This is a genomic window from Erythrobacter epiphyticus (genome assembly GCF_034653295.1).
Classification (GTDB): Bacteria; Pseudomonadota; Alphaproteobacteria; order Sphingomonadales; family Sphingomonadaceae; genus Erythrobacter.
On record NZ_JAYEEU010000007.1, the window covers coordinates 691,107 to 711,248 of the forward strand.

The following is a 20,142-nucleotide window of genomic DNA, read 5'->3' on the forward strand; positions in this document are numbered from 1 at the left end:
ACTTGCGGTCAGTTTTTTCCGGACAGAGATATGGAGAGAAAGAAGCCGGATGAACCGGCTCTCTTTGCGTGCTCTGGCACAGGCTGGGCTTCAGTCGACGCCGGAATGCCGCAGAACTGCGCCGTTTCCGGCACCGTCCATGCCCGAAGGCAAAATCACGATTTCGGGAGAGACTGTTTGGTGCGGTCGAGAAGACTCGAACTTCCACGGGCTTTCGCCCACAACGACCTCAACGTTGCGCGTCTACCAGTTCCGCCACGACCGCACTCGGGTTTGCCGGGGCAGCCAAAGGCCAGTCCCCGCGGTAGGAGCGCGCCCCTAGCAAGCACACGAACCATGCGCAAGCGGTTTGACGAAGGATAATGCCCCGGCGCGCAGCGTTCTTGCGAACAGGCCTTACTTGGGGGACCAGCCGATCTCGGCGAAGACCGCTGCGGGCGGGATATCGGCGATCGCTTCGGTGACATTAAGGCTTTCGCCCGGGGCCAGTTCTGCCTTGGCCGGGCTGACCACCCAATTGGCCACCTGCCGATCACGCTCGTCGCGAAAAACGATCAACAGATTGGGCACGGCAAGCGTCTCGCGCGCCGTGTTGTTGATGGTGCCGCGCACGCGGAAAATGGTTTCGCCATTGTCGAGGGTTTCGCTGCGGTTCTGTTCAGGCGGGAAATTGAGCTCAAGCCCCGGCTTGCCCATGCCGAAGGTCGGCCGGGTAAAGGGCGCCCAATCAGGCAGGCCGTAATAATTGGCGACGACGATCGTGCCGGTCGCGAGCAAGGCAAAGATCGCGGCGGCGAGCGTCCAGACCTTGCCGGTGACCCGGCGGCGGCTGAAGGGCGCGCTGTATCCGAACTGGGAGTATTCTTCTGGGGGCTCGTCTTCGCTCGCCTCGGCGACGGGCGACGCCATCTGCTCGGCTGCGCTGGCGGCGGCGACGGGCGGATCATCGCTTGTGACAGCTTCTGTGCGGCCGCGGCGGAGCGCACGTACGGCAGAGGAGACTGCATCGCTTTCGGATGCGAATTCGACATCATCACTGCGCCAGTGGCTGATCGAAGGTTCGGGGACCGCCGCGGGCGCCGGGGCTGGTTCGGGTGCCTCTGCCGGTGATACCGTCGCTTCCACAGATTGCGGAGCAGTGTTTGCTGCCGGTGTCGGCGGCGCTGGCGGGACAGCAACCGGAGCCGGTTCGGGTGCGGCAACCTGCTCGTCCCGCGCGGTGGCTATGGCGCTCTCAGCCGGTTCCTGAAACCAGCTATGTTTGCATTTGGCACACCGCACCGTGCGGCCTTCCAACCCGATGGCCGTATCGGGCACTGCATAGCGTGTTCCGCAAGCTGGGCAGGCGATGATCATTGCGCCTTATGCATGATGCTTCGATTCGTCAGAAACAAGAGCGCGGGGCCGGATCGTTGCCAATTCGCCACCTTTTTCCACATTGGCAGACGCTGAACGGCATGGGCAGCGCTTGCAGAGTGCGGCATCTTCGCCCAATCCCTGTCCAGTTGTGGGGCAAGCGCATGATTGAGCGGCCGGGCGAAATCGTTAAACTGGACAATGTCGGCCTGCGTTATGGCAGCGATCCCGAGGTTTTGAGCAATATCAGTTTCACGCTCTATCCCGGCAGTTTCTACTTCCTCACCGGCGCCAGCGGGGCTGGCAAGACCAGCTTGCTCAAACTGCTTTATCTCGCCCAGCGTCCGACCCGCGGGGGTATCCGGATGTTCGGGCAGGACCTGATCACCATGCCGCGCGACCGCCTGCCGCTGGTGCGGCGGCAATTGGGGGTGGTGTTCCAGAACTTCCGGCTGGTGCCGCACCTTTCGGCCTTCGACAATGTCGCGCTGCCGCTGCGCCTGTCGGGGGCGGGTGAGGGCAAGGTGATGAAGGCCGTGTCCGAATTGCTCGAATGGGTCGGGCTGGCGCACCGCGCCCATGCCATTCCGGACTCCATGTCGGGCGGGGAACAGCAGCGCGTGGCGATTGCCCGTGCGGTGATTGCCCGCCCGCGGATGCTGATCGCTGATGAGCCGACCGGGAATGTCGATCCGGAGATGGCGCTCAAGCTGCTGCGCTTGTTCGAAGCGCTCAACCACCGGGTCGGCACGACCGTGGTGGTAGCGACCCATGATGTGCACTTGCTCAAGAAAGTGCCGGATTCGCTGATCCTGCGGCTGCATAGGGGGCAATTGTCCGATCCGACCGGCGTTTTGCGCTATCCGCCGCGCCCGGCAGCGCCGCGCGTGGCGAATGAGGCGGAAGGATGATCAGTCCCGGCTTTTCCGCGTTGGACGAGGAAGAGGAAGAGGAGGACGCCCCCGCGCGCTTGCTGCGCCCGGCGCGTCGCGCCAATCTGCTATCGCAGCCGCGCCTTGCGGGCGCGATGCCGTGGGTGATCGCGATCCTCATCGCACTGGTGTTGATCGCGGCGGCGGGGGGGCTGGCACTGCGCAACCTTACCACCGCCGCGCGCGCCGATCTTGCGGCGGCGGTGAGCGTCCAGATCATCGAACCCGATGCCGAGGTGCGCGCGGCCCGCGCGCGCGCTGTCGCCGCACGCTTGGCGGATGCGCCGCTGGTGCAATCGGTGCGGATCGTGCCGGAGGCCGAACTCGCCGCCTTGCTCGAACCTTGGCTGGGCGCCGGCGTTGCGAGCGCGGATGTGCCGATCCCGGCCTTGATCGACGTCGAGCTGACCCGGCAAGCCAGTCCGGCGGAGATCGCCCAGGTCGAAGCCGTGCTCGAGGACGCCGGCAAGGGCCTCAGGGTCGATGCGCAAAGCCAGTGGCTGCGCCCGGTGCATGACGCGCTGGCTGCGCTGCAATATCTCGCGCTGGCGCTGATTGTGCTGGTGGCGCTTGCCACCATGGCAGCGGTGTGGCTGGCGGCGCGCAATGCCTTCACCACCAACCGCGAGACGGTCGAGATCGTGCATCTGCTGGGCGGCACTGATCGCCAGATCACGGATATCTTCACCCGGGCGGTGCTGCGCGAGGCGGTGTTCGGGGCGGTGCTGGGCACGGCGCTCGGCGGCGCGGCGGTGTGGCTGCTCGGCCAACCCTTCGCCGCGCTTGGCAGCGGGCTGGTGGCAGGGGGTGGGCTCGCGCCGGTCGATTGGCTGGTGCTGGTGGCGGTTCCGCTCGCCGGGGTGCTGCTGGCGCTGGTGACGGCGCGGATAACCATTGCCTTGGCCCTCAAAGCCATGCTCTAGGGCCGGATATGATCCGGCGCATTGTGGCATTCCTGTTTCTCGGCTGGGCCGCGGGCTTCCTGTGGTTCGTTGTCGCCCTGCCCGGGCCTGCCGGGGCCGAGCGCAGCGATGCGGTGATCGTGCCGACCGGCGGGGCGGGGCGGATCGCGCGCGGGCTGGAAGTGCTTGATGATGGTCTCGCCGAACGCTTGCTGGTGAGCGGCGTCGATCCCGAAGTGCGCGCCGCGGAATTCGCGGCTGAATTCGATGTCGCACCGGCCCGGATGGAATGCTGCGTCACGCTTGGCTTCAGCGCGGTCGATACGCGTTCGAATGCCTCGGAAACCGCCAAGTGGGTGGCCCAGAACGAGATCACCTCACTGCGGCTTGTTACCAGCGACTGGCACATGCGCCGCGCCGCGGGCGAGCTTGATCGCGCTTTGCCGCCGCATGTCACCGTAATCCGCGATGCGGTGCGCACCGAAGGCAATTTCGCCGTGCTGCTGCTCGAATATAACAAGTTGCTCGCCAGCCGGGCGGCCGGGCTTGCGGGCTACTGAGGCAGGTCGTGACCTTCCTGCGCAATCTTGCCTTTTACCCCCTGTTCTACGGGGGGAGCGCCTGTTTGGTGCTCGCCTCGGTCGTGGCGGTGCTGGCGCGGCGGGCCTGGCTGCGCCCGATTGTCGGCACCTGGGGCCGCTGGCACTTGTGGTGCGTGCGCAAGCTGCTTGGCATTGACGTGGTGCAGGAAGGCACCATCCCGGACGAGCCGGTGCTGATCGCGGTCAAGCATGAGAGCTTTTTCGAGGCGATCGATACCCCGCGCCTGTTTGGCTTCCCAGCGGTGTTCGCGAAGCAGGAATTGTTCCGGATTCCGGGCTGGGGCTATTCGGCGCGGGTCTATGGGCTGGTGCCGGTTGCCCGTGACCAAGGCGCGCGGGCCCTGCGCGCGATGATTGCCAGCGCGAAAGACCGCGTGGCTGCTGGGCGTCCGCTGGTGATTTTTCCCGAAGGCACCCGCGTCGCCCACGGCACCCGCCCGCCGCTGCAAGCGGGCTTTGCCGGGCTGTACAAGCTGCTCGGCCTGCCGGTGGTGCCGATCGCGGTGAACAGCGGGCCGACCTATCAGCGGGTGCTCAAACGGCGCGGCCAGATCACTTATAAGGTTGGGGAGACGATCCCGGCGGGCCTCCCGCGCGAGGAGATCGAAGCGCGCGTGCACGCCGCGATCAACGCGTTGAATTGATTTTTTGCTTATGCCCTCAAGCGCCGGGCGGCGGACGTCCGTCCGCCTTGGCTTTCGCGGCATAAGCCGCGGTGCGCGGTCGCGCTTGCGGCCGCTGCGCGGCCGGGATCAACCATAAACGCAAGTCTAAGTCCCGTGCTCGCGCCCGAAATCGGGGCGCTCGTCATCCTGCCCTTGCTCGATCACCTGCCGCCGGATCGCGCGGGTGCGGGTGAACAGATCGAACAGGGTATCCCCGTCGCCCGAACGGATCGCGCGTTGCAGCGCAGTGAGATCCTCGGTGAAGCGCCCGAGCATTTCGAGCACCGCGGTCTTGTTTGTCAGGAACACATCGCGCCACATCACCGGATCGGACGCCGCGATGCGGGTGAAATCGCGGAAGCCCCCGGCCGAATATTTGATGACTTCGCTCTCGGTCACATCCTCGAGATCGCTCGCCGTGCCCACGATGGTGTAGGCGATGAGGTGCGGGATGTGGCTGGTGACAGCAAGCACGAGATCGTGGTGGCTTGCATCCATCAGCTCGATCTTCGATCCGAGCGCGCGCCAGAAGTCAGCCAGCGTCTCGACCGCGGCGGCATCGGCCCCTTCGGGCGGCGTGATGATGCACCAGCGCCCGGCAAACAGCGTGGCAAAGCCCGCCTGCGGCCCGCTTTGCTCGGTCCCGGCGACGGGGTGCGCGGGAATGATGGTGTGGCCGGGCAGCGCGCGGGCGAGCGCTTCGGCGACCGCCTGCTTCGACGAGCCGACATCGCTGATGATGGCATCGGCTTTGAGGCCCGGCGCAATCGCGCGCGCGGCGTCTTCCATCGCGCCCACCGGCACGCACAGGATGACAAGATCAGCCCCTTTGACCGCGGCTTCGGGCGTATCATGTACCGTGCCGACAAGCCCACGTGCGGCAGCTTCGGCCCGCACGGCTGCGGAGCGATCATAGCCGGTGGTCACGATCTGCGGGCTGCGGGCTTTCACCGCCAGCCCGATCGACCCGCCGAGCAGGCCGAGCCCGATAATCGCAACGCGGCGGATCGTCATGCCGCCTCCCCGCACAGCCGCTTGAGGCAGGCGATCACGCGGCTCATGTCGTCGGACTTGCCGATGGTGATGCGCAGCGCATGGGGCAGGCCCTGCGAGGGCAGATGGCGCACGGCATAGCCTTCCTCGCCCAGCGCTTCGAGCGCAGCGGCGGCGGTGACACGCCCCTCGAACAGCACCAGCAGGAAATTGGCCTCGCTCGGCACGAAGGACAGGCCATGATTGCCGAGCATCGTCACCGCTTCGGCAAGCCGCGCCCTTTCGCGGGCATTATGTTCGCGGCTGGCGGTGACGAAAGCCTGATCGCCGAGCGCGGCCAGCGCAGCGGCTTGCCCGCTCGCCGTCACATTGAACGGCCCGCGGATGCGGTTAAGCACATCGATCAGCGGCGCAGCGCCGGTGGCCCAGCCAATGCGTTCGGCGGCGAGGCCGTAGATCTTCGAGAACGTGCGCGTCACCAGCACGTTGCCATGGCGCGCGGCGAGTGCCAGCGCAGCGGTCTGGTATTCGGGCGCGACATATTCGCCATAGGCTTCATCCACCACCAGCAGCACATCCTGCGGCAGGCCGGCATGGAGCCGCGCCACTTCGGCCGGGGGCAGCCACGAGCCGGTCGGATTGTTCGGATTGGCGAGAAACACCACGCGGGTGCGCGGGGTGACAGCGGCGAGCAGCGCATCGACATCGGCGGTAAAGGCCGTGTCGGGCGCTTCCACCGGGGTGGCGCCGCAGCGCCGCGCCGCAATGTCATAGACTGCGAAGGAATGGCGCGAGAACAGCACCTCATCGCCTGCGCCTGCAAAGCCCTGCGCGGCAAGGTTGAGCAGCTCGTCCGATCCTGTCCCGCACACCACCAGCGCGGGATCGAGCTCGTGCACCGCAGCGATCTTTTCGCGCAGCGCCAGCGAATCGGGATCGGGATAGGTTGCCGCTTCCGCGCGCACGGCCGCCAGCGCGGCAAGCGCCTGCGTGCTTGTGCCCAGCGGGTTTTCATTCGCCGAAAGCTTGATCAGCGGCTTGCCCGTCGCCGACTTGGATTTGCCCGGCTGATAGGCATGAATCCCGAGGATATAGGGCTTGGGCTGGGGTGTAAGCGCGGTCATGATGGTTGGGCGGCCTGAAGAAAAGACAGTGCTGGGGCAAGTCCGTCATGAAGGGGAATGCAAAAAATCCCCCTAGCGGCTCGTCCCAAGCTTGTCGAAGGGCTGTTTTTCGGCTTTCGCATTTCGATCATGAACGCCGCCCCCGCTTCTCCGGTCTATCGCATTCCCCAACCCCTGCCGCTGGATAGCGGGCAGATGTTGGAGGCGGCGGAGATCGCCTATTGCACCTATGGCACGCTGGCGCCCGACAAGGGCAACGCGGTGCTGGTGTGCCATGCACTGACCGGCGACCAATATCTCGCGAGCGCGCATCCCATCACTGGCAAGCCCGGCTGGTGGGAACGGATGGTCGGCCCCGGCAAGCCGATCGACACCAACCGCTTTTTCGTGGTCTGCGCCAATGTCATCGGGAGCTGCATGGGATCGAGCGGCCCGGCATCGCTGGCGAGCGACGGTGCACCTTACGCGATGCGCTTTCCGGTCATCACCATCCGCGACATGGTGCGCGGATTGGTCGCGCTGCTCGATGGGTTGGGGATTGACCAGCTTCACGCCGTGGTTGGCGGATCGATGGGCGGGATGCAGGCGCTGAGTCTTGCCGCCAACTGGCCTGAGCGTGCCGCGCGGGTGCTCGTGATCGCCTCGACCGCGCGCCATTCGGCGCAGAACATCGCCTTTCACGAAGTGGGGCGGCAGGCGATCATGGCCGATCCCGCCTGGGCCGAGGGTGATTACTACACGCGCGAGGCCAAGCCCGATAATGGCCTCGCCGTGGCGCGCATGGCCGCGCACATCACCTATCTGTCCGAAGCGGGCCTCACCGAGAAATTCGGGCGGCGCTTGCAGGACCGCGAGGCGAAAAGCTTCGGCTTCGACGCCGATTTCCAAGTGGAAAGCTATCTGCGCTATCAGGGCAGCGGCTTCACCCGCCGGTTCGATGCCAACTCGTACCTCTATATCACCCGTGCGATGGATTATTTCGATATCGCCGAAGAGCATGGCGGCAAGCTGGCCGATGCCTTCGCGGGCACGCAGGCGCGCTTCTGCATCGTCAGCTTCGATACCGATTGGCTCTATCCCACCGCAGAAAGCCGCCATGTCGTCCACGCGCTCAATGCGGCCGGGGCCAAGGTCAGCTTTGTCGAGCTTTCCGCGCCCAATGGTCATGACAGCTTCCTGCTTGAGCATGATCAGCTTGATCGCGTGGTGGAAGGGTTCCTAGCATGACCTTGCGGCCTGATCTTGCCGCGATTGCCGCCAATATCGCGCCGGGTAGCCGCGTGCTCGATATCGGCTGCGGGGACGGGGCGTTGATGGCCGAGCTGGAAAGCGCCAGCGGCTGCGATGCGCGCGGCATGGAACTTGATGCCGCGCTGGTCGAACGCTGCGTTGCAAGGGGTCTCAGCGTGGTGCAGGGCGATGCCAACAGCGATCTTGCCGATTATCCCGACAAGGCGTTCGACTACGCGATCCTCAGCCAGACGCTGCAAACCGCGACCCGGCCCGATCTGATGCTTGATGAGTTGCTGCGCGTCGGGCGGCGGGCGTTTGTAAGCTTTCCCAATTTCGCCCACTGGCGCACGCGCGGGGCGCTGATGTTCGGCGGGCGGATGCCGGTGACGCGCGCCTTGCCGGTGAGCTGGTACGAAACGCAGAACATCCACCATGTCACGGTCGAGGATTTCCGCGATCTCGCGCGGTCCAAGGGCGCGCGGATCGAACGGGCATGGTTTTTCTCGAACGAGAAACAGATCGGCGCGCCAGCGGCGAACTGGCGCGCCGAGTTTGCGGTGTTTGAACTCAGCCGTTAGGTCTGCCGTTCACGTCAGTGAACCCGAAGACAAATCACGCGCGGTGCAGCATGCACAGCTTGTGCCCGTCGAGATCGCGGACATAGCCAAGGTTGAGCGTGCCCATCGCGCCCGTGCGCGGCCCCGGCGCGTCTTCGATCGAGGTGCCACCCGCAGCGACCGCGGCATCATGGAACGCCTTGACCTGTTCGAGGCTGTCGCAGGCAAAGCCGATGGTCGAACCATTCGAGGCCGTTGCCGGCTCATTGTTGATCGGCTCGCTGATGCCGAACATCCCGCCGGCGTGCATCCAGAACGCGCGCTTGTGGCCCGTAGCCGCCACGTTGACCATCCCCGGTTTCACGCCGAGCGTCGCCAGCACGCTGTCGTAGAACGCCTTGGCGCGGTCGAAATCATTGGTGCCGACCATAATGTGACTGAACATGAAATCGCGTCTCCTCTCATCAGACAGGTTTCAGATTAGGACGGATCGGTGTGCGCGGCAATCGTGATTTGAGCGGCGTTTTGCGCTAGGCAAGCGTTCAGCTTTCAAGGCATAGAAGGGCCTATGCCCGCTGCTCTTCTCACCGCGCTTGCCCCGGCCTTTCTGGCGCAGGCTTCTGTCGCTGCGCCGCCGATCACCGACCTTGCGCAATTGCCCGTCACCGAGGCGACCGCGCCGAGCTGCGCGATTGCTTTTGCGCTCGTCGGCCAATGGCAGAAAGCGGGTGAGGCGCGCGGACAGGCCTGGCCCGATATGGCCACCAGCGGCGCCCGCGAGTTTTTCGTGCAGGCCATCGCCCAGTTGATGGATGCACGCGGGCTTGATCGCCCGGCGGTGCAGGGCATGGTCGCCCGCGAAAGCGAGCGTTTGCAGGCCGCAGGCGATGCCCGGATCGCGGCGATGATGCCCGCCTGCCTCAGCATCAAGCAGGCGGCCGGGTTATAAACCGCCAAGCTATGCCCACCCGCTGGATTCGCCCCGTGAAATAGGGCAGAGCACCGGGTGTCATGTGGCTGCTCTATCAATTCCCGCTATGTCCCTTCTCGCGCAAGATCCGTTTGCTGATGAGCGAGAAGAACATTCCCTATGAACTGCGCCGGGAAGACCCGTGGGCAGCCACGGATCTGTTCTTCAATCTCAATCCGGCGGGGCGCACCCCGGTGGTGGTGAACGAGCAGAAAAGCCTCGTGCTCGCCGATAGCCGCGCGATTGCCGAATATTTCGAGGAAACCGTCGATCACGCACCGATGATCAATGGCACGGCGGCCCAGCGTGCCGAGATCCGCCGTCTGGTCGCGCTGTTTGATGAGAATTTCTACGCCGATGTCACCGCGCCGCTGTTGTCGGAGCGGATGAAAAAGCGCCTCGTGCTGCGGCAGCCGCCCGATAGCCGGGTGCTGCGCGAAGCGATGAAGCTTGCCCACGGGCATCTCGATTATCTCGACTGGCTGATCGACAACCGTCCGTGGGTGGCGGGTTCCACCATGAGCATGGCCGATCTGGCGGCGGCTGCGCAGATTTCGGTGGCGGATTATCTCGGCGGGATCGACTGGGCAGGGCATGAACAATCGCGCGGCTGGTATGCCGTGTTCAAGAGCCGCCCGAGCTTCCGTCCGCTGCTGGCCGAACGCATGGACGTGATCAAGCCGCCGCCGCATTACGCGCTGCTTGATGGCTAACATCCTCACTCACCCGCCCTTCGGGCGCGTCGCTGCGGGCGGCCGGTCGGCCTTGCAGTTCATCTTCGATGAACCGATATAGTGGCCGCCAGAGAGGATAGATTATGACCGAGGATCCCCGCAGCATCAGCGATGCCGAGTGGCGCGAGCGGCTCACCCCGATGCAATATCATGTGCTGCGCGAAGCCGGCACGGAACGCGCCTTCACTGGCGAATATGACAAGCATTTCGACGAAGGCGAATATAGCTGCGCGGCTTGCGGCACGGTGCTGTTCTTCAGCACCGCCAAGTATAATTCGGGCTGCGGCTGGCCTGCTTTCACCGCGCCGGCCAGCGACGGTACCATCGATGAACACCGCGATGTCAGCTATGGCATGATCCGCACCGAAGTGCGCTGCGGCAAGTGCGATAGCCACCTTGGCCATGTCTTTCCCGATGGTCCGCCGGATCGCGGCGGCCTGCGCTATTGCATCAATTCGGCTGCCCTGCTGTTCCACCCGGCAGAAGACTAGGGATGACGACGCGACAGGGCTTTCGCACCGCTGCTGGTTCAGCTGCGGTTAGCATGCGCCAGTGCACCGCGCTGCCCTTGCTCAACCGTACGCGGAACTGAACCAGCGCATGTCGAAACGGGGTGCCTCATTGCAGAACAAGGGCCAGCGCGGCGCGCGGCGTGCGGCGGCCGAGCGCGAGGCGCGGGTGCACAACGGCCCGCGCGGGCCGGGCAAGCCGCCGTCACGCTTCGGCGGATGGTTGCGCCGCGCGCTGGTGTGGGGCGCAGGGATTGGCGGTGTCGGCCTCGTCAGCCTGCTGATTGCCGTTGTGCTGGCCGCCAATTCGCTGCCCGGCTATTCGGAATTGCAGGCGATCCAGACCGCGCAGACGATTGTGGTGCGCGCGCGCGACGGCACGGAAATCGTCGAGATCGGGCCAAGCTACGGCGAATGGCTGCGCTTCGAGGAAATCCCCGACAGCATGAAGAATGCGATGGTCGCGGTTGAGGACAAGCGCTTCTATTCGCATTTCGGCATCGACTTCTACCGCACGGCCGCGGCGGTCATCCAGAGCTTCACCAAAGGTGAGCGGATTGGCGCGACGTCCTCGATCACGCAGCAATTGGCGCGCAACATCTTTCTCAACTCCAACCGGAACCTCGATCGCAAGGCGCGCGAAGCCTTGCTGGCGCTGGCGCTTGAATGGAAGTTTTCCAAGGAACAGATCCTCGAGCTCTATCTCAATAAGGTCTATTTCGGCGGCGGCGCCTACGGCATTGATTCCGCCTCGCGCAAATTCTTCAGCCACCCCGCGACCGAGCTGAGCATCGGGGAGGCGGCGATCATCGCTGGCCTTGTGAAGGCACCCAGCCGCTATTCGCCGACCGCCGATGTCCAGGCCGCGGTTGACCGCGCCACTGTGGTGCTGCGGCTGATGCAGGAACAGGGCTATATCTCGGCCGATCAGGCGCAGGTCGATATCAGCGCGGTGCAGCTGAAACAGCAAAGCGGGCAGAATTCGGTGCGCTATTTCACCGATTGGGTGCTGCCGCAGCTTGATCTGTTCCTGCCCGAGACGGCGGAGCCGATCGAAGTGTGGACCACGCTTGATATCGGGATGCAGCGGGCAGCGACGGCGGCGATTGAATCCAACACGCCGGGCGCGGCACAAGGCGCGCTGGTCAGCATGGATCGCGATGGGGCGGTGCTCGCGCTGGTCGGCGGACGTGATTACGTCGCCAGCAATTACAACCGTGCCACCAGTGCCCAACGCCAGCCGGGCTCGGCGTGGAAGCTGTTCGTTTACCTCGCCGCACTTGAGGCGGGCTATGTGCCCGAAGACACCGTGGTTGATGAACCCGTGACCATCAACGGGTGGAGCCCGCGCAACGCCAATGGGCGCAACGTTGGCGAGACCACCCTGCGCGCGGCCTTCGCCTTTTCGATCAACACCGTGGCAGCCCAGCTCGGCAACGAAGTCGGCTTTGGCACCGTGGCGGCGATGGCGCGTCGTTTCGGCATTACCTCGCAGGTGAACACCCTGCCTTCGATGGTGCTGGGAACCTCCGAAGTGCGCCTGATCGACATGACCCGCGCCTTTGCCGCAGTCTCCGCAAAGGGCCGGAGCGTCGAGCCCTACGGGATCAGCAAGGTGACGACCACCAGCGGGGAGCTGCTCTATCGCCATGCCACCCCGACGCAGAGCCAGTTGGTGCCCGACTATGTGATCGCCGGGATCACCGATCTGTTGCAGGCCGCGGTCCAGACCGGCACGGGCAGCGCGGCGCAAATCGGGCGGCCGGTCGCCGGCAAGACCGGCACGACCTCATCGAACAAGGATGGCTGGTTTGTCGGCTTTTCTTCTGGGATTACCACCGGCGTGTGGATGGGCCGCGATGATGCCAAGGCGGTTCCGGGCCTGCAAGGCGGGCGCGCACCGGCGCAGGCCTTTGCTGCCTATATGCGCTATGCGGTGAAGGATCGCCCGGTCGAGGAATTTGATGTCACGCTCAATCTGCCGGATTGGCTGGCCGAGCCTGACGAGGAAGCCCTGTTCGGCGATCCGGACGAATATTACTATATCGACGAGAACGGCAATCTGGTTGAGCCGGGCCGCCGCCAACCCGGTCAGGGCCCGCTCCTGCCTGATGGGGAGCGCACCCCGCTGCCGATCCCGCCCTATAATGAAGGCCGTCCGCCGCGTGCGCCGCCCGCCGCAAGCGATGAATTCCTCCAGCAGGCGACCGGCGGGCCCACGCCCCCTTGATCTGACGCGTGCCGGTGGCGTGCTGCCAAACAAAAGGCGCCGGGATTGCTCCCGGCGCCTTGTCGTTGTTCCGCGCTGTGCGGTGAGACTTAGCGCAGCCGCACCGGCACAAAGGCCGGGGGCTGGCCGCGCCGCTGCACCCGCAGCAGGATGGCATCGCGCTTTTCCGCCTTGGCGGCAGAGATCTGGGCAAGCAGCGCCTCGACCGTCGCGACATCCTTGTAATTGGCCGACAGGATCACATCGGCGCGGCGCAGTCCCTTACGCGCCGCATCCGAATTGGGATCGACTGCGGCAACCACCACCCCCTTGGTATCAGGCGCCACACCGATCGAGCCCGCGATCTGCGGGGTCATGGCAAGCACCTGAAGGCCAAGGCTCTTCTCGATGGTTTCGTTCGACTGGCCCGGCGAGACCGGCTCTTCCGAATCCGGATCGAACGGCTGGGCCTGCTGGCGCAGTTCGGCCTCGCTCGGACGCTTGCCGAGTACCGCCGTCAGCGACACGCGCTGGCCTTCGCGCAGCACTTCGATCGGAACGCGGGCACCCGGTTCAAGATTGCCGACAACATAGGAGACGCCCTGTTCCGGGGTCACATCCTTGCCGTTGATCCGCACGATGATGTCGCCCGGCTTGAGCCCGGCCTTGGCCGCGGCACTGCCGTCCTGAATGGATTGCACGATCTCACCGCGCTTCTTGGGCAGGCCGAGCGCGGTTGCCATGTCATCATCGACCGGGCCAAGCCCAACGCCGAGGAAGCCACGCTCGATCTCGCGACCGGATTTGAGCTGTTCGACAATCGGTGCGGCGATTTCAGAGGGGATCGCAAAGCCGATCCCGACACTGCCGCCGGTGGGCGAGAAGATCGCGTTGTTGATGCCGATCACCTGACCCTTCATGTCGAACAGCGGCCCGCCCGAATTGCCGCGGTTGATGCTGGCATCGGTCTGGATGTAGCGATCATTCGGGCCGCCTTGCCCGGTGTTGCGATAGACTGCCGAGATGATCCCGCTGGTCACCGTGCCGTTCAGGCCGAAGGGGTTGCCGATCGCCACCACCCAGTCGCCGGGGCGGGCCTTGCTCGAATCCCCGAAGGTCACGAACGGGAAATTGCGGTTCGCCTTGATCTTGAGCACGGCAAGGTCAGACGTCGCATCCGCGCCCACCAGCTCGGCCTCGTATTCGGTGCCATCCGACAGGGTGACGGTGATCGATTCCAGTGTTGCGCGGTTATCGGGCGCGACCACGTGATTGTTGGTCACGACGTAGCCATCTGCCGAGATCAGAAAGCCCGAGCCCAGCGATTGCGCCTCGCGGGTTTGCGGCTGCCCGCCACCACGCCGGCTGAACAGCTCGGCAAAGGGCGTGCCCGCAAAGGGATTGTTCACCACCTCGATTCGCTGGCGCGTGGCGATGTTGACGACTGCTGGCTGCAATTGCTCGGTCAGATCGGCAAAGCTCGCCGGGGCGCCCGCTGCGGGCACGATCCGGTTCATCACCGCCCCATCATTCTGTGCGACCTGCGCGCCGAGCGGCTGGCCCGTGATCAGCGAGATCGCTGCGCCGCCCACCAGCAGGGCGCTTGAAAGTCCGTAGACATACCGCACTGTGTTCACGTCCTTCTTTTCCTCATTCTGTGTCAGGAACGCGCAGGGTTTGCGCCCTGTTCCTGTCTGCGTTTGATTGGTCATCATGGCCCGCACGGGCTGACCAAAATGTGCGCGCAAAATGCGCTGAGCCCCGCTTAACCGCGATTGAACGCCACTGACGCTCATCCGCGCCGCATGGCGGTTGGTCGAAGGGCGCAAGGCAGGAGGTTCACCTACCGCGGGCAAACCTCCCGCCTCTTCATTTCTTGCCGCCGCGGAACTGGCGGAAATATTCGCTGTCTTCCGACAGCACCATCGCCGAACTGCCCTCGCCATTCAGGAAGGTCTGGCGATAGGACTGCATGGCACGGTAGAAGTCGTAGAATTCCGGGTCCTTGCCATAGGCCTCGGCATAGATGCGCGCCGCTTCGGCTTGCGCTTCGGCCTGGATGATCTGCGCATCGCGCTGACCGGCCGCACGGATCGTGGCCGCTTCTTCCTGACGATCGGTTTCCATCCGGGTGAAGGCGGCATCAAGCGGGCGGCCTTCGGGAAGATCGGCCGCCTTGATCCGCACATCGAGCACCTGCGCGCCATATTGGCGGGCCTGGGCATCCAGCGTCTTGGTGATGTTGGTCATCGCGGTGCCGCGCTCGGCGCTCACCATCGTAGCAAAGGGGCGACGCCCCAATTCCTGCCGCAACACCGAGGTGAGGATCGGCACCAGCTGCGCTTCGAGCTGCGATTCCGTGCCTGCGCGCTCGACAAAGCGCTTGGGATCAATAATCCGGTAGCGGGCATAGGCATCGACCTGCAAACGCTGCTGATCGCTGGAAAGCACTTGGGTGCGTTCCATATCGAGATCGCGCACGCGGCGATCAACCAGCTGCACTTCCTCGACGAAAGGAATGCGGAAATTGATCCCCGCCCCGGTCTGGCCGAAGGGCACATCGGGCTTGAACATGTTGAAGATGCGATCCGGTTGACCGGTGCGGATCACCACGCCCTGATGGGTTTCGGGGATGATCACCACGCTGCTGGCAAGGGCCACCAGCGCCACCGCTGCGGCGACCAACGCCATGCGATATTTCTGGAAGGTCATGTCCATGTCACTGGCCCTGCTTGGGGGTTGCAGGCTGGGCGACGCTATCGCGGGCCCGGCGTTGCACTTCGGGAAGAGGCAGGAACGGCATCACATTGCCGCCGCCTTCGACGATGGTCTTGTCGGTCTTCGACAGCACCGCTTCCATGGTTTCGTAATAGAGCCGGCGCCGCGTCACTTCGGGAGCGAGGCGATATTCGGCGTAGATGTTGTTGAACTCGGTCGCATCGCCTTGCGCGCGGGCCAGCACCTGCTGCGCAATCGCGCGGGCACGGTTGGTCGCGGCGTCGGCATCCTGCTGCGCCGAGGAGACATCCTTGAAGGCTTCCTCAACCCGTGCGGGCGGATCGGTCTTGTTGATTTCGATACCTTGCACGGTGATCCCCGAACGATAGGCGTTGAGCCGGTCCTGCATCTTTTCGCGCACTTCCTGCTCGATCTCGGCGCGTCCGGCACCGGTCAGCACCACATTGAGCGGTTGCTTGGCCACGGCGGCGCGCATCGCGGCTTCGCCGATTTCGAGCAGCGCGCTGCGCGGATTGGCGAGCTGGAACTGATAGTTGGTGAGATCCGAAATGTTCCAGCGGATCACATAGGACAGATCCACAAGGTTCTGATCCTGCGTCAGAATCAGCTTTTCCTGCCCGTTGGCGGGAATCGATTCGGAACGGATCTGGGTCACGTTTTCCTTTTCGACCATCTGGATCGGATAGGGCGCGGTAAAATTCGTCCCCGAATCAAAGGTGCGCGAATATTTGCCGCCCAGCCATGTCACCACTGCCTGTTCGCCCGGCTGGACGAAATGCACGCTGGTAGCCGCCAGCCAGATCAGGCCAAGCGCACCGAACACGATTGGCAGCCAGCTCTTGCCGCCGGGCCGTTCGGGAATGCGGAAGGTCGGCCCGCCGCCGCCGCCACCGGCGCGGCGCGGACCTTCGGGGCCGCGGTTCTTGAAGATATCCTCGATGCTGGCCGAACGCCGCTTGCCACCCTCGCCCGTGCCGCCGCCGGGCAGCCACGGATTGCGCGGGCCACTGTCGCCCCCGGGGCCGCTTTCGCCCTTGGGCTCACCCGGGTCGTCGTTGCCGCCGCCCCAGGGGTTATTCTTGCCAGCCATAGCAAGGCCTTTGGTGGCCCAGCCAAGTCGCTCTCTCAAACCGTCGAACACTCGCATTCTGTCCTTATAGGTTGCCTTACCGCGAAAAACAGGGGTTCCCTGCGTGATTTTGCGGCTTGGCCCTGCATATCAATACGTCCTAGAGGCGGAACAAGATGACGACACCTGAAATTCCCTCCGGTCAAGCTGCTGCGGACGAGGCCCGACTGCGCGCCGCCCTTTCGCCGGCGACCGCTGCGCGCCTGCGTTCCGCACGGCTTGTTGCAGGCCGCGCGGTGATTGTTGCCGAGGCGGGCGATTTGTCCGCGCAAGACCGCACCGCGCTCGAAACCGAGATCAGGCAGGCCCTCACCTGCCTTGAAGGGGTTGCGGATGTGCGCATCGCCCTGACGGGCGAACGCCGCCGCACCCGGCTGATTGCCGTGGGCTCGGGCAAGGGCGGCGTGGGCAAATCCACATTGACGACCAACCTCGCGGTCGCGCTCGCCAAAATGGGGCGCAAGGTCGGCGTGATCGATGGCGATATCTACGGCCCGTCGCAGCCCAAGCTGCTCGGCACCGAAGGGCAAAAGCCGCAGGTCGAAGCAGATAAGCTGGTGCCGCTGCAAAGCGCCTTCGGGGTGAAGGTGCTTTCGATGGGCCACCTTGTCGCCCCCGGCAAGGCGCTGGCGTGGCGCGGGCCGATGACCGGCAAGGCGCTCTCGCAACTGATCGAGGCGGCGTGGGACGATACCGACATCCTGTTGATCGACTTGCCGCCCGGCACCGGCGATGTGCAATTGTCGATGCTCTCAGCCCACCGCCCCGACGGCGCGGTGCTGGTCTCCACCCCGCAGGATCTCGCACTGATCGATGCCGCGCGCGCCGGGCAGTTGTTTGATTCCGGCAATGTCCCGATCATTGGCCTCGTGGAGAACATGGCGGGCTTTTGCTGCCCGGAATGCGGCCATATCAGCGACCCGTTCGGTTCGGGCGGGGTCGAGAAATTCGCCGCCACGCTCGAAATTCCCTTCCTTGGCCGGGTGCCGCTGACGCTCGAAACCCGCATCAGCGGTGATGCCGGAACCCCGCCTGCGGCCGGCGAGGGCGAGGGGGCGGCGCCCTTTATCGCGATTGCCGAAAAGCTCGCGCGCTGGCTCGATACCGGGGCGGTGTAGCGCGATGCAGCTGACGCGCCGCGGAATTCTGGCTGGTGCTGCTGCGGGCGGCGGGCTGCTGGTGGCGTGGTGGCTGATGCCGCGGCGCTATCCTGTGCCCCTGGCGGCTGGCGAGGGCGAGCATGTGTTCGGCGCATGGCTGCGGATCGGCGAAGATGGTGTGGTGACGGTGGCCGTCCCGCAGCTCGAAATGGGGCAAGGGATCACCACGCTCTTGCCGCAGATTGTTGCGCAGGAATTGGGGGCCGATTGGCGGCAGGTCGCGGTCGAGCCCGCGCCGATTTCCGGTGCTTATGGCAATATTCCGCTGGCCCGCAAATGGATCGCGCTGTGGGATCCGGCAGGCATGGGCCTGTCTGATCGCAGCGACGCGATGCTGGCCACGCGCTTTGCCGGGTCGGCGCGCTTCATGGCGACCGCCGATGGCACTGCGCTCGAAGCCTATGAAGCGCCGTGCCGCGAGGCAGCGGCCTGCGCCCGCGCGATGCTGGCGCAGGAAGCGGCGGATCGTTGGGACGTAGCCTGGGAAGAATGCGAGGTTTCAGGGGGCTTTGTCCGCCACGGCGACAAGCGGGCCGCGTTCGGCACGCTGGTCGCCGCCGCGGCCGCGCGCGATGTGCCCGATCCCCCGCCGCTGCGCCCCGAAGCCCCGCGGGAAGAGCCGCTGCCCACCGGCAGCGAGGCGGCGATTGCCTTTCCCCGGCTTGATCTGCCGTCCAAGGTTGATGGGACCTGGCGCTTTGCCGGGGACGTGCGCCTACCGGGCATGGTGTTTGCCACGATCCGCCATGGCCCGGTGCTCGAATCCGAACTCAAGAGCTTTGATCGCGAAGCCGCGGGCCGGGTGCGCGGGCTGGCCGGGATCGTCGCGCACAAGCGCTGGCTGGCGGCAGCGGGCACGACATGGTGGGCCGCCGAACAGGCGCTCAAGGAGATGCGCCCGCGCTTTACCGTCACCGCGCCGGTCGACACCGATGCGATCACCGCGCAGCTTGCCGAAATGGTGCGCAGCGGCCCCGGCTTCACGCTGGCGGACACCGGGCTGGGCGGCGATGCGCTGCGCCGTGTCGACATGGCGCGCATCTACGAGATTGATCCTGCCTATGCCGCCCCGCTCGAAACCGCGACGGCGACTGCGCGGCTGGCCGATGGCAAGCTTGAGTTATGGATCGCGAGCCAGGCGCCCGAGCAGGCGCGGATCGCAGCGGCGCGGGCGATTGGCCTCGCGCCCGAAAATGTCGTGCTCTATCCGATGGCGGCGGGCGGCAGTTTCGATGCGCGGCTTGAACATGATCATGCGATCGAGATCGCGCAGATCGTCGCCGCGCTCGCCGAGGACGGCATCAATGCGGTGCAGCTTACCTGGCCGCGCCGCAGCGAGATGATCCGCGCCCGTCCGCGTCCCCCGGCTCATATCATGATCGGGGCGCAGCTCACGCAGGATGGCTTTGGCGGGATCGAGGCGATGCGCCTGCGGCTGGCCTGCCCGCCTGCCGCGCTCGAATTCGGGCACCGCCTGTTCGGCAATCTGACTCCTGCTGCCGCGATCCGCGAAAGCACGGGGCGGATGGATCCGCTGGCTTGCGAGGGCGCGGTGCCGCCCTATGCCATTCCCGGCGTGACGGTGGAGCATATCCCGGTCGAAATCGGGCTTCCGGTCGGCCGGGTGCGCGGCAATGCCTATGGCTACACCACCTTTGCCATCGAGAGCTTTATTGATGAGGTCGCCGCCAAATTCGGGCGCGAGCCGCTGTCGTTCCGCATGGCGATGTTGGGCAATGATGTGCGGCTGGCGGCCTGCCTCCAGCGCGCGGCCCGGCTGGCGGGATGGGATGGCGGCGCCGACCAGAGCGGCGAGGGGCTGGCCTGCATGCGGCTTGGCGATCCGGCCCATGGCGCGCGGATTGCGCTGGTCGCTTCCGCGCGGCCCGGCGAAGGCGGCGGGCTGCGCGTGACGCGGCTTTCGGCAGCGGTCGATATCGGGCGCATCGTCAATCTCGATATTGCCCGCCAGCAGATTGAAGGTGGGTTGCTGTTCGGCATGGGCGTGGCGCTGGGCAACACGATTCGGCTGCGCGGCGGCATGCCCGAACGTCTCGATTACGGCGCTTTCGGCTTCCCCGCCTTGCCCGAATGCCCCGAAATCACGGTGGAATTCATCGAAAGCGAGGCGCCGCCTGCCGATCCGGGCGAGCTTGGTGCGATTGTTGCTCCGCCTGCGATTGCCAATGCGTTGTTTTCTGCTAGGCCCTTGCGACTGCGGCGTCTGCCCCTACTTTCCGAAGGGATATGACCCGGACACCCTTGTTCCTCCCGGTCCGGGCCACGTGGCGGCTGCGGATGTTAAACCCCTGCCGCGCGTTGGGCCGA

19 protein-coding genes and 1 tRNA gene are annotated in these 20,142 nt (G+C 65.3%); 12 read left to right on the forward strand and 8 right to left on the reverse strand.

Going from position 1 to position 20,142, the window contains the following annotated elements; genetic code table 11:
• Window positions 1–178 precede the first annotated feature (178 nt).
• Window positions 179–265: transfer RNA gene (locus tag SOQ14_RS08845), tRNA-Leu, on the reverse strand.
• Window positions 266–396: 131 nt separating this feature from the next.
• Window positions 397–1,317: a DUF3426 domain-containing protein gene (locus SOQ14_RS08850; RefSeq protein ID WP_416232744.1), complete on the reverse strand. Its 921-nt coding sequence runs from the start codon at window positions 1,315–1,317 to the stop codon at window positions 397–399.
• Window positions 1,318–1,520: 203 nt separating this feature from the next.
• On the opposite strand from SOQ14_RS08850, the gene ftsE reads away from it, so the two are divergent.
• Genes ftsE through SOQ14_RS08870 form a run of 4 tightly spaced genes read left to right on the forward strand, consistent with a single transcriptional unit; the run spans window position 1,521 to window position 4,436 of the window.
• A complete protein-coding gene (gene ftsE / locus SOQ14_RS08855; protein ID WP_322897709.1) occupies window positions 1,521–2,267 on the forward strand; it encodes a cell division ATP-binding protein FtsE in 747 nt (248 codons plus the stop codon).
• The gene (locus SOQ14_RS08860; protein ID WP_322897710.1) at window positions 2,264–3,211 is read left to right on the forward strand and encodes a cell division protein FtsX; all 948 of its coding nucleotides are present in this window, start codon (window positions 2,264–2,266) and stop codon (window positions 3,209–3,211) included. The genes ftsE and SOQ14_RS08860 overlap by 4 nt, the downstream gene beginning before the upstream one ends.
• Window positions 3,212–3,219: 8 nt before the next feature.
• Window positions 3,220–3,750 carry a YdcF family protein gene (locus SOQ14_RS08865; protein ID WP_322897711.1) on the forward strand — a complete coding sequence of 177 codons (531 nt, stop codon included), beginning with the start codon at window positions 3,220–3,222 and terminating at the stop codon, window positions 3,748–3,750.
• A gap of 8 nt (window positions 3,751–3,758) precedes the next feature.
• A complete protein-coding gene (locus SOQ14_RS08870; RefSeq protein ID WP_322897712.1) occupies window positions 3,759–4,436 on the forward strand; it encodes a lysophospholipid acyltransferase family protein in 678 nt (225 codons plus the stop codon).
• A 126-nt stretch (window positions 4,437–4,562) separates the two neighbouring features.
• Here SOQ14_RS08870 and SOQ14_RS08875 read toward each other — a convergent pair whose 3' ends face one another.
• Both SOQ14_RS08875 and hisC read right to left on the reverse strand, forming a co-directional pair.
• The gene (locus SOQ14_RS08875) at window positions 4,563–5,471 is read right to left on the reverse strand and encodes a prephenate/arogenate dehydrogenase family protein (protein ID WP_322897713.1); all 909 of its coding nucleotides are present in this window, start codon (window positions 5,469–5,471) and stop codon (window positions 4,563–4,565) included.
• A complete protein-coding gene (hisC, locus tag SOQ14_RS08880) occupies window positions 5,468–6,574 on the reverse strand; it encodes a histidinol-phosphate transaminase (RefSeq protein ID WP_322897714.1) in 1,107 nt (368 codons plus the stop codon). The genes SOQ14_RS08875 and hisC overlap by 4 nt, the downstream gene beginning before the upstream one ends.
• 129 nt (window positions 6,575–6,703) lie before the next feature.
• On the opposite strand from hisC, the gene metX reads away from it, so the two are divergent.
• Both metX and metW read left to right on the forward strand, forming a co-directional pair.
• Window positions 6,704–7,801: a homoserine O-acetyltransferase MetX gene (metX, locus tag SOQ14_RS08885; RefSeq protein ID WP_322897873.1), complete on the forward strand. Its 1,098-nt coding sequence runs from the start codon at window positions 6,704–6,706 to the stop codon at window positions 7,799–7,801.
• Window positions 7,798–8,385, forward strand: a complete 588-nt coding sequence (gene metW / locus SOQ14_RS08890; RefSeq protein ID WP_322897715.1) for a methionine biosynthesis protein MetW — start codon at window positions 7,798–7,800, stop codon at window positions 8,383–8,385. The genes metX and metW overlap by 4 nt, the downstream gene beginning before the upstream one ends.
• 34 nt (window positions 8,386–8,419) lie before the next feature.
• Here metW and SOQ14_RS08895 read toward each other — a convergent pair whose 3' ends face one another.
• Window positions 8,420–8,809, reverse strand: coding sequence for a VOC family protein (locus SOQ14_RS08895; RefSeq protein ID WP_322897716.1), 390 nt, complete (start codon window positions 8,807–8,809; stop codon window positions 8,420–8,422).
• A 123-nt stretch (window positions 8,810–8,932) separates the two neighbouring features.
• Here SOQ14_RS08895 and SOQ14_RS08900 point away from each other — a divergent pair, with 123 nt between their 5' ends.
• From SOQ14_RS08900 to SOQ14_RS08915, 4 genes are all read left to right on the forward strand, one after another.
• Window positions 8,933–9,313: a hypothetical protein gene (locus SOQ14_RS08900; RefSeq protein ID WP_322897717.1), complete on the forward strand. Its 381-nt coding sequence runs from the start codon at window positions 8,933–8,935 to the stop codon at window positions 9,311–9,313.
• A gap of 62 nt (window positions 9,314–9,375) precedes the next feature.
• Window positions 9,376–10,047: a glutathione S-transferase family protein gene (locus SOQ14_RS08905; RefSeq protein ID WP_322897718.1), complete on the forward strand. Its 672-nt coding sequence runs from the start codon at window positions 9,376–9,378 to the stop codon at window positions 10,045–10,047.
• Window positions 10,048–10,151: 104 nt separating this feature from the next.
• On the forward strand, window positions 10,152–10,559 hold the full coding sequence (msrB, locus tag SOQ14_RS08910; RefSeq protein ID WP_322897719.1) for a peptide-methionine (R)-S-oxide reductase MsrB: 408 nt from the start codon (window positions 10,152–10,154) through the stop codon (window positions 10,557–10,559).
• A 109-nt stretch (window positions 10,560–10,668) separates the two neighbouring features.
• Window positions 10,669–12,807, forward strand: coding sequence for a transglycosylase domain-containing protein (locus tag SOQ14_RS08915; RefSeq protein ID WP_322897720.1), 2,139 nt, complete (start codon window positions 10,669–10,671; stop codon window positions 12,805–12,807).
• A gap of 89 nt (window positions 12,808–12,896) precedes the next feature.
• Here SOQ14_RS08915 and SOQ14_RS08920 read toward each other — a convergent pair whose 3' ends face one another.
• The 3 genes from SOQ14_RS08920 to hflK all read right to left on the reverse strand — a co-directional run bounded on the left by SOQ14_RS08920 (window position 12,897) and on the right by hflK (window position 16,615).
• Window positions 12,897–14,498, reverse strand: coding sequence for a Do family serine endopeptidase (locus tag SOQ14_RS08920; RefSeq protein WP_322897721.1), 1,602 nt, complete (start codon window positions 14,496–14,498; stop codon window positions 12,897–12,899).
• Window positions 14,499–14,655: 157 nt separating this feature from the next.
• Window positions 14,656–15,504, reverse strand: a complete 849-nt coding sequence (hflC, locus tag SOQ14_RS08925; protein ID WP_322897722.1) for a protease modulator HflC — start codon at window positions 15,502–15,504, stop codon at window positions 14,656–14,658.
• A 1-nt stretch (window position 15,505) separates the two neighbouring features.
• A complete protein-coding gene (gene hflK, locus SOQ14_RS08930; RefSeq protein WP_322897723.1) occupies window positions 15,506–16,615 on the reverse strand; it encodes a protease modulator HflK in 1,110 nt (369 codons plus the stop codon).
• Between the two features lie 155 nt (window positions 16,616–16,770).
• Between hflK and SOQ14_RS08935 the strand changes: the two genes are divergently transcribed.
• The gene (locus tag SOQ14_RS08935; RefSeq protein ID WP_322897724.1) at window positions 16,771–17,772 is read left to right on the forward strand and encodes an Mrp/NBP35 family ATP-binding protein; all 1,002 of its coding nucleotides are present in this window, start codon (window positions 16,771–16,773) and stop codon (window positions 17,770–17,772) included.
• 4 nt (window positions 17,773–17,776) lie between these two features.
• Entirely contained in the window at window positions 17,777–20,065 is a 2,289-nt protein-coding gene (locus tag SOQ14_RS08940) for a molybdopterin cofactor-binding domain-containing protein (RefSeq protein WP_322897725.1), read from the forward strand.
• Window positions 20,066–20,142: the final 77 nt, after the last annotated feature.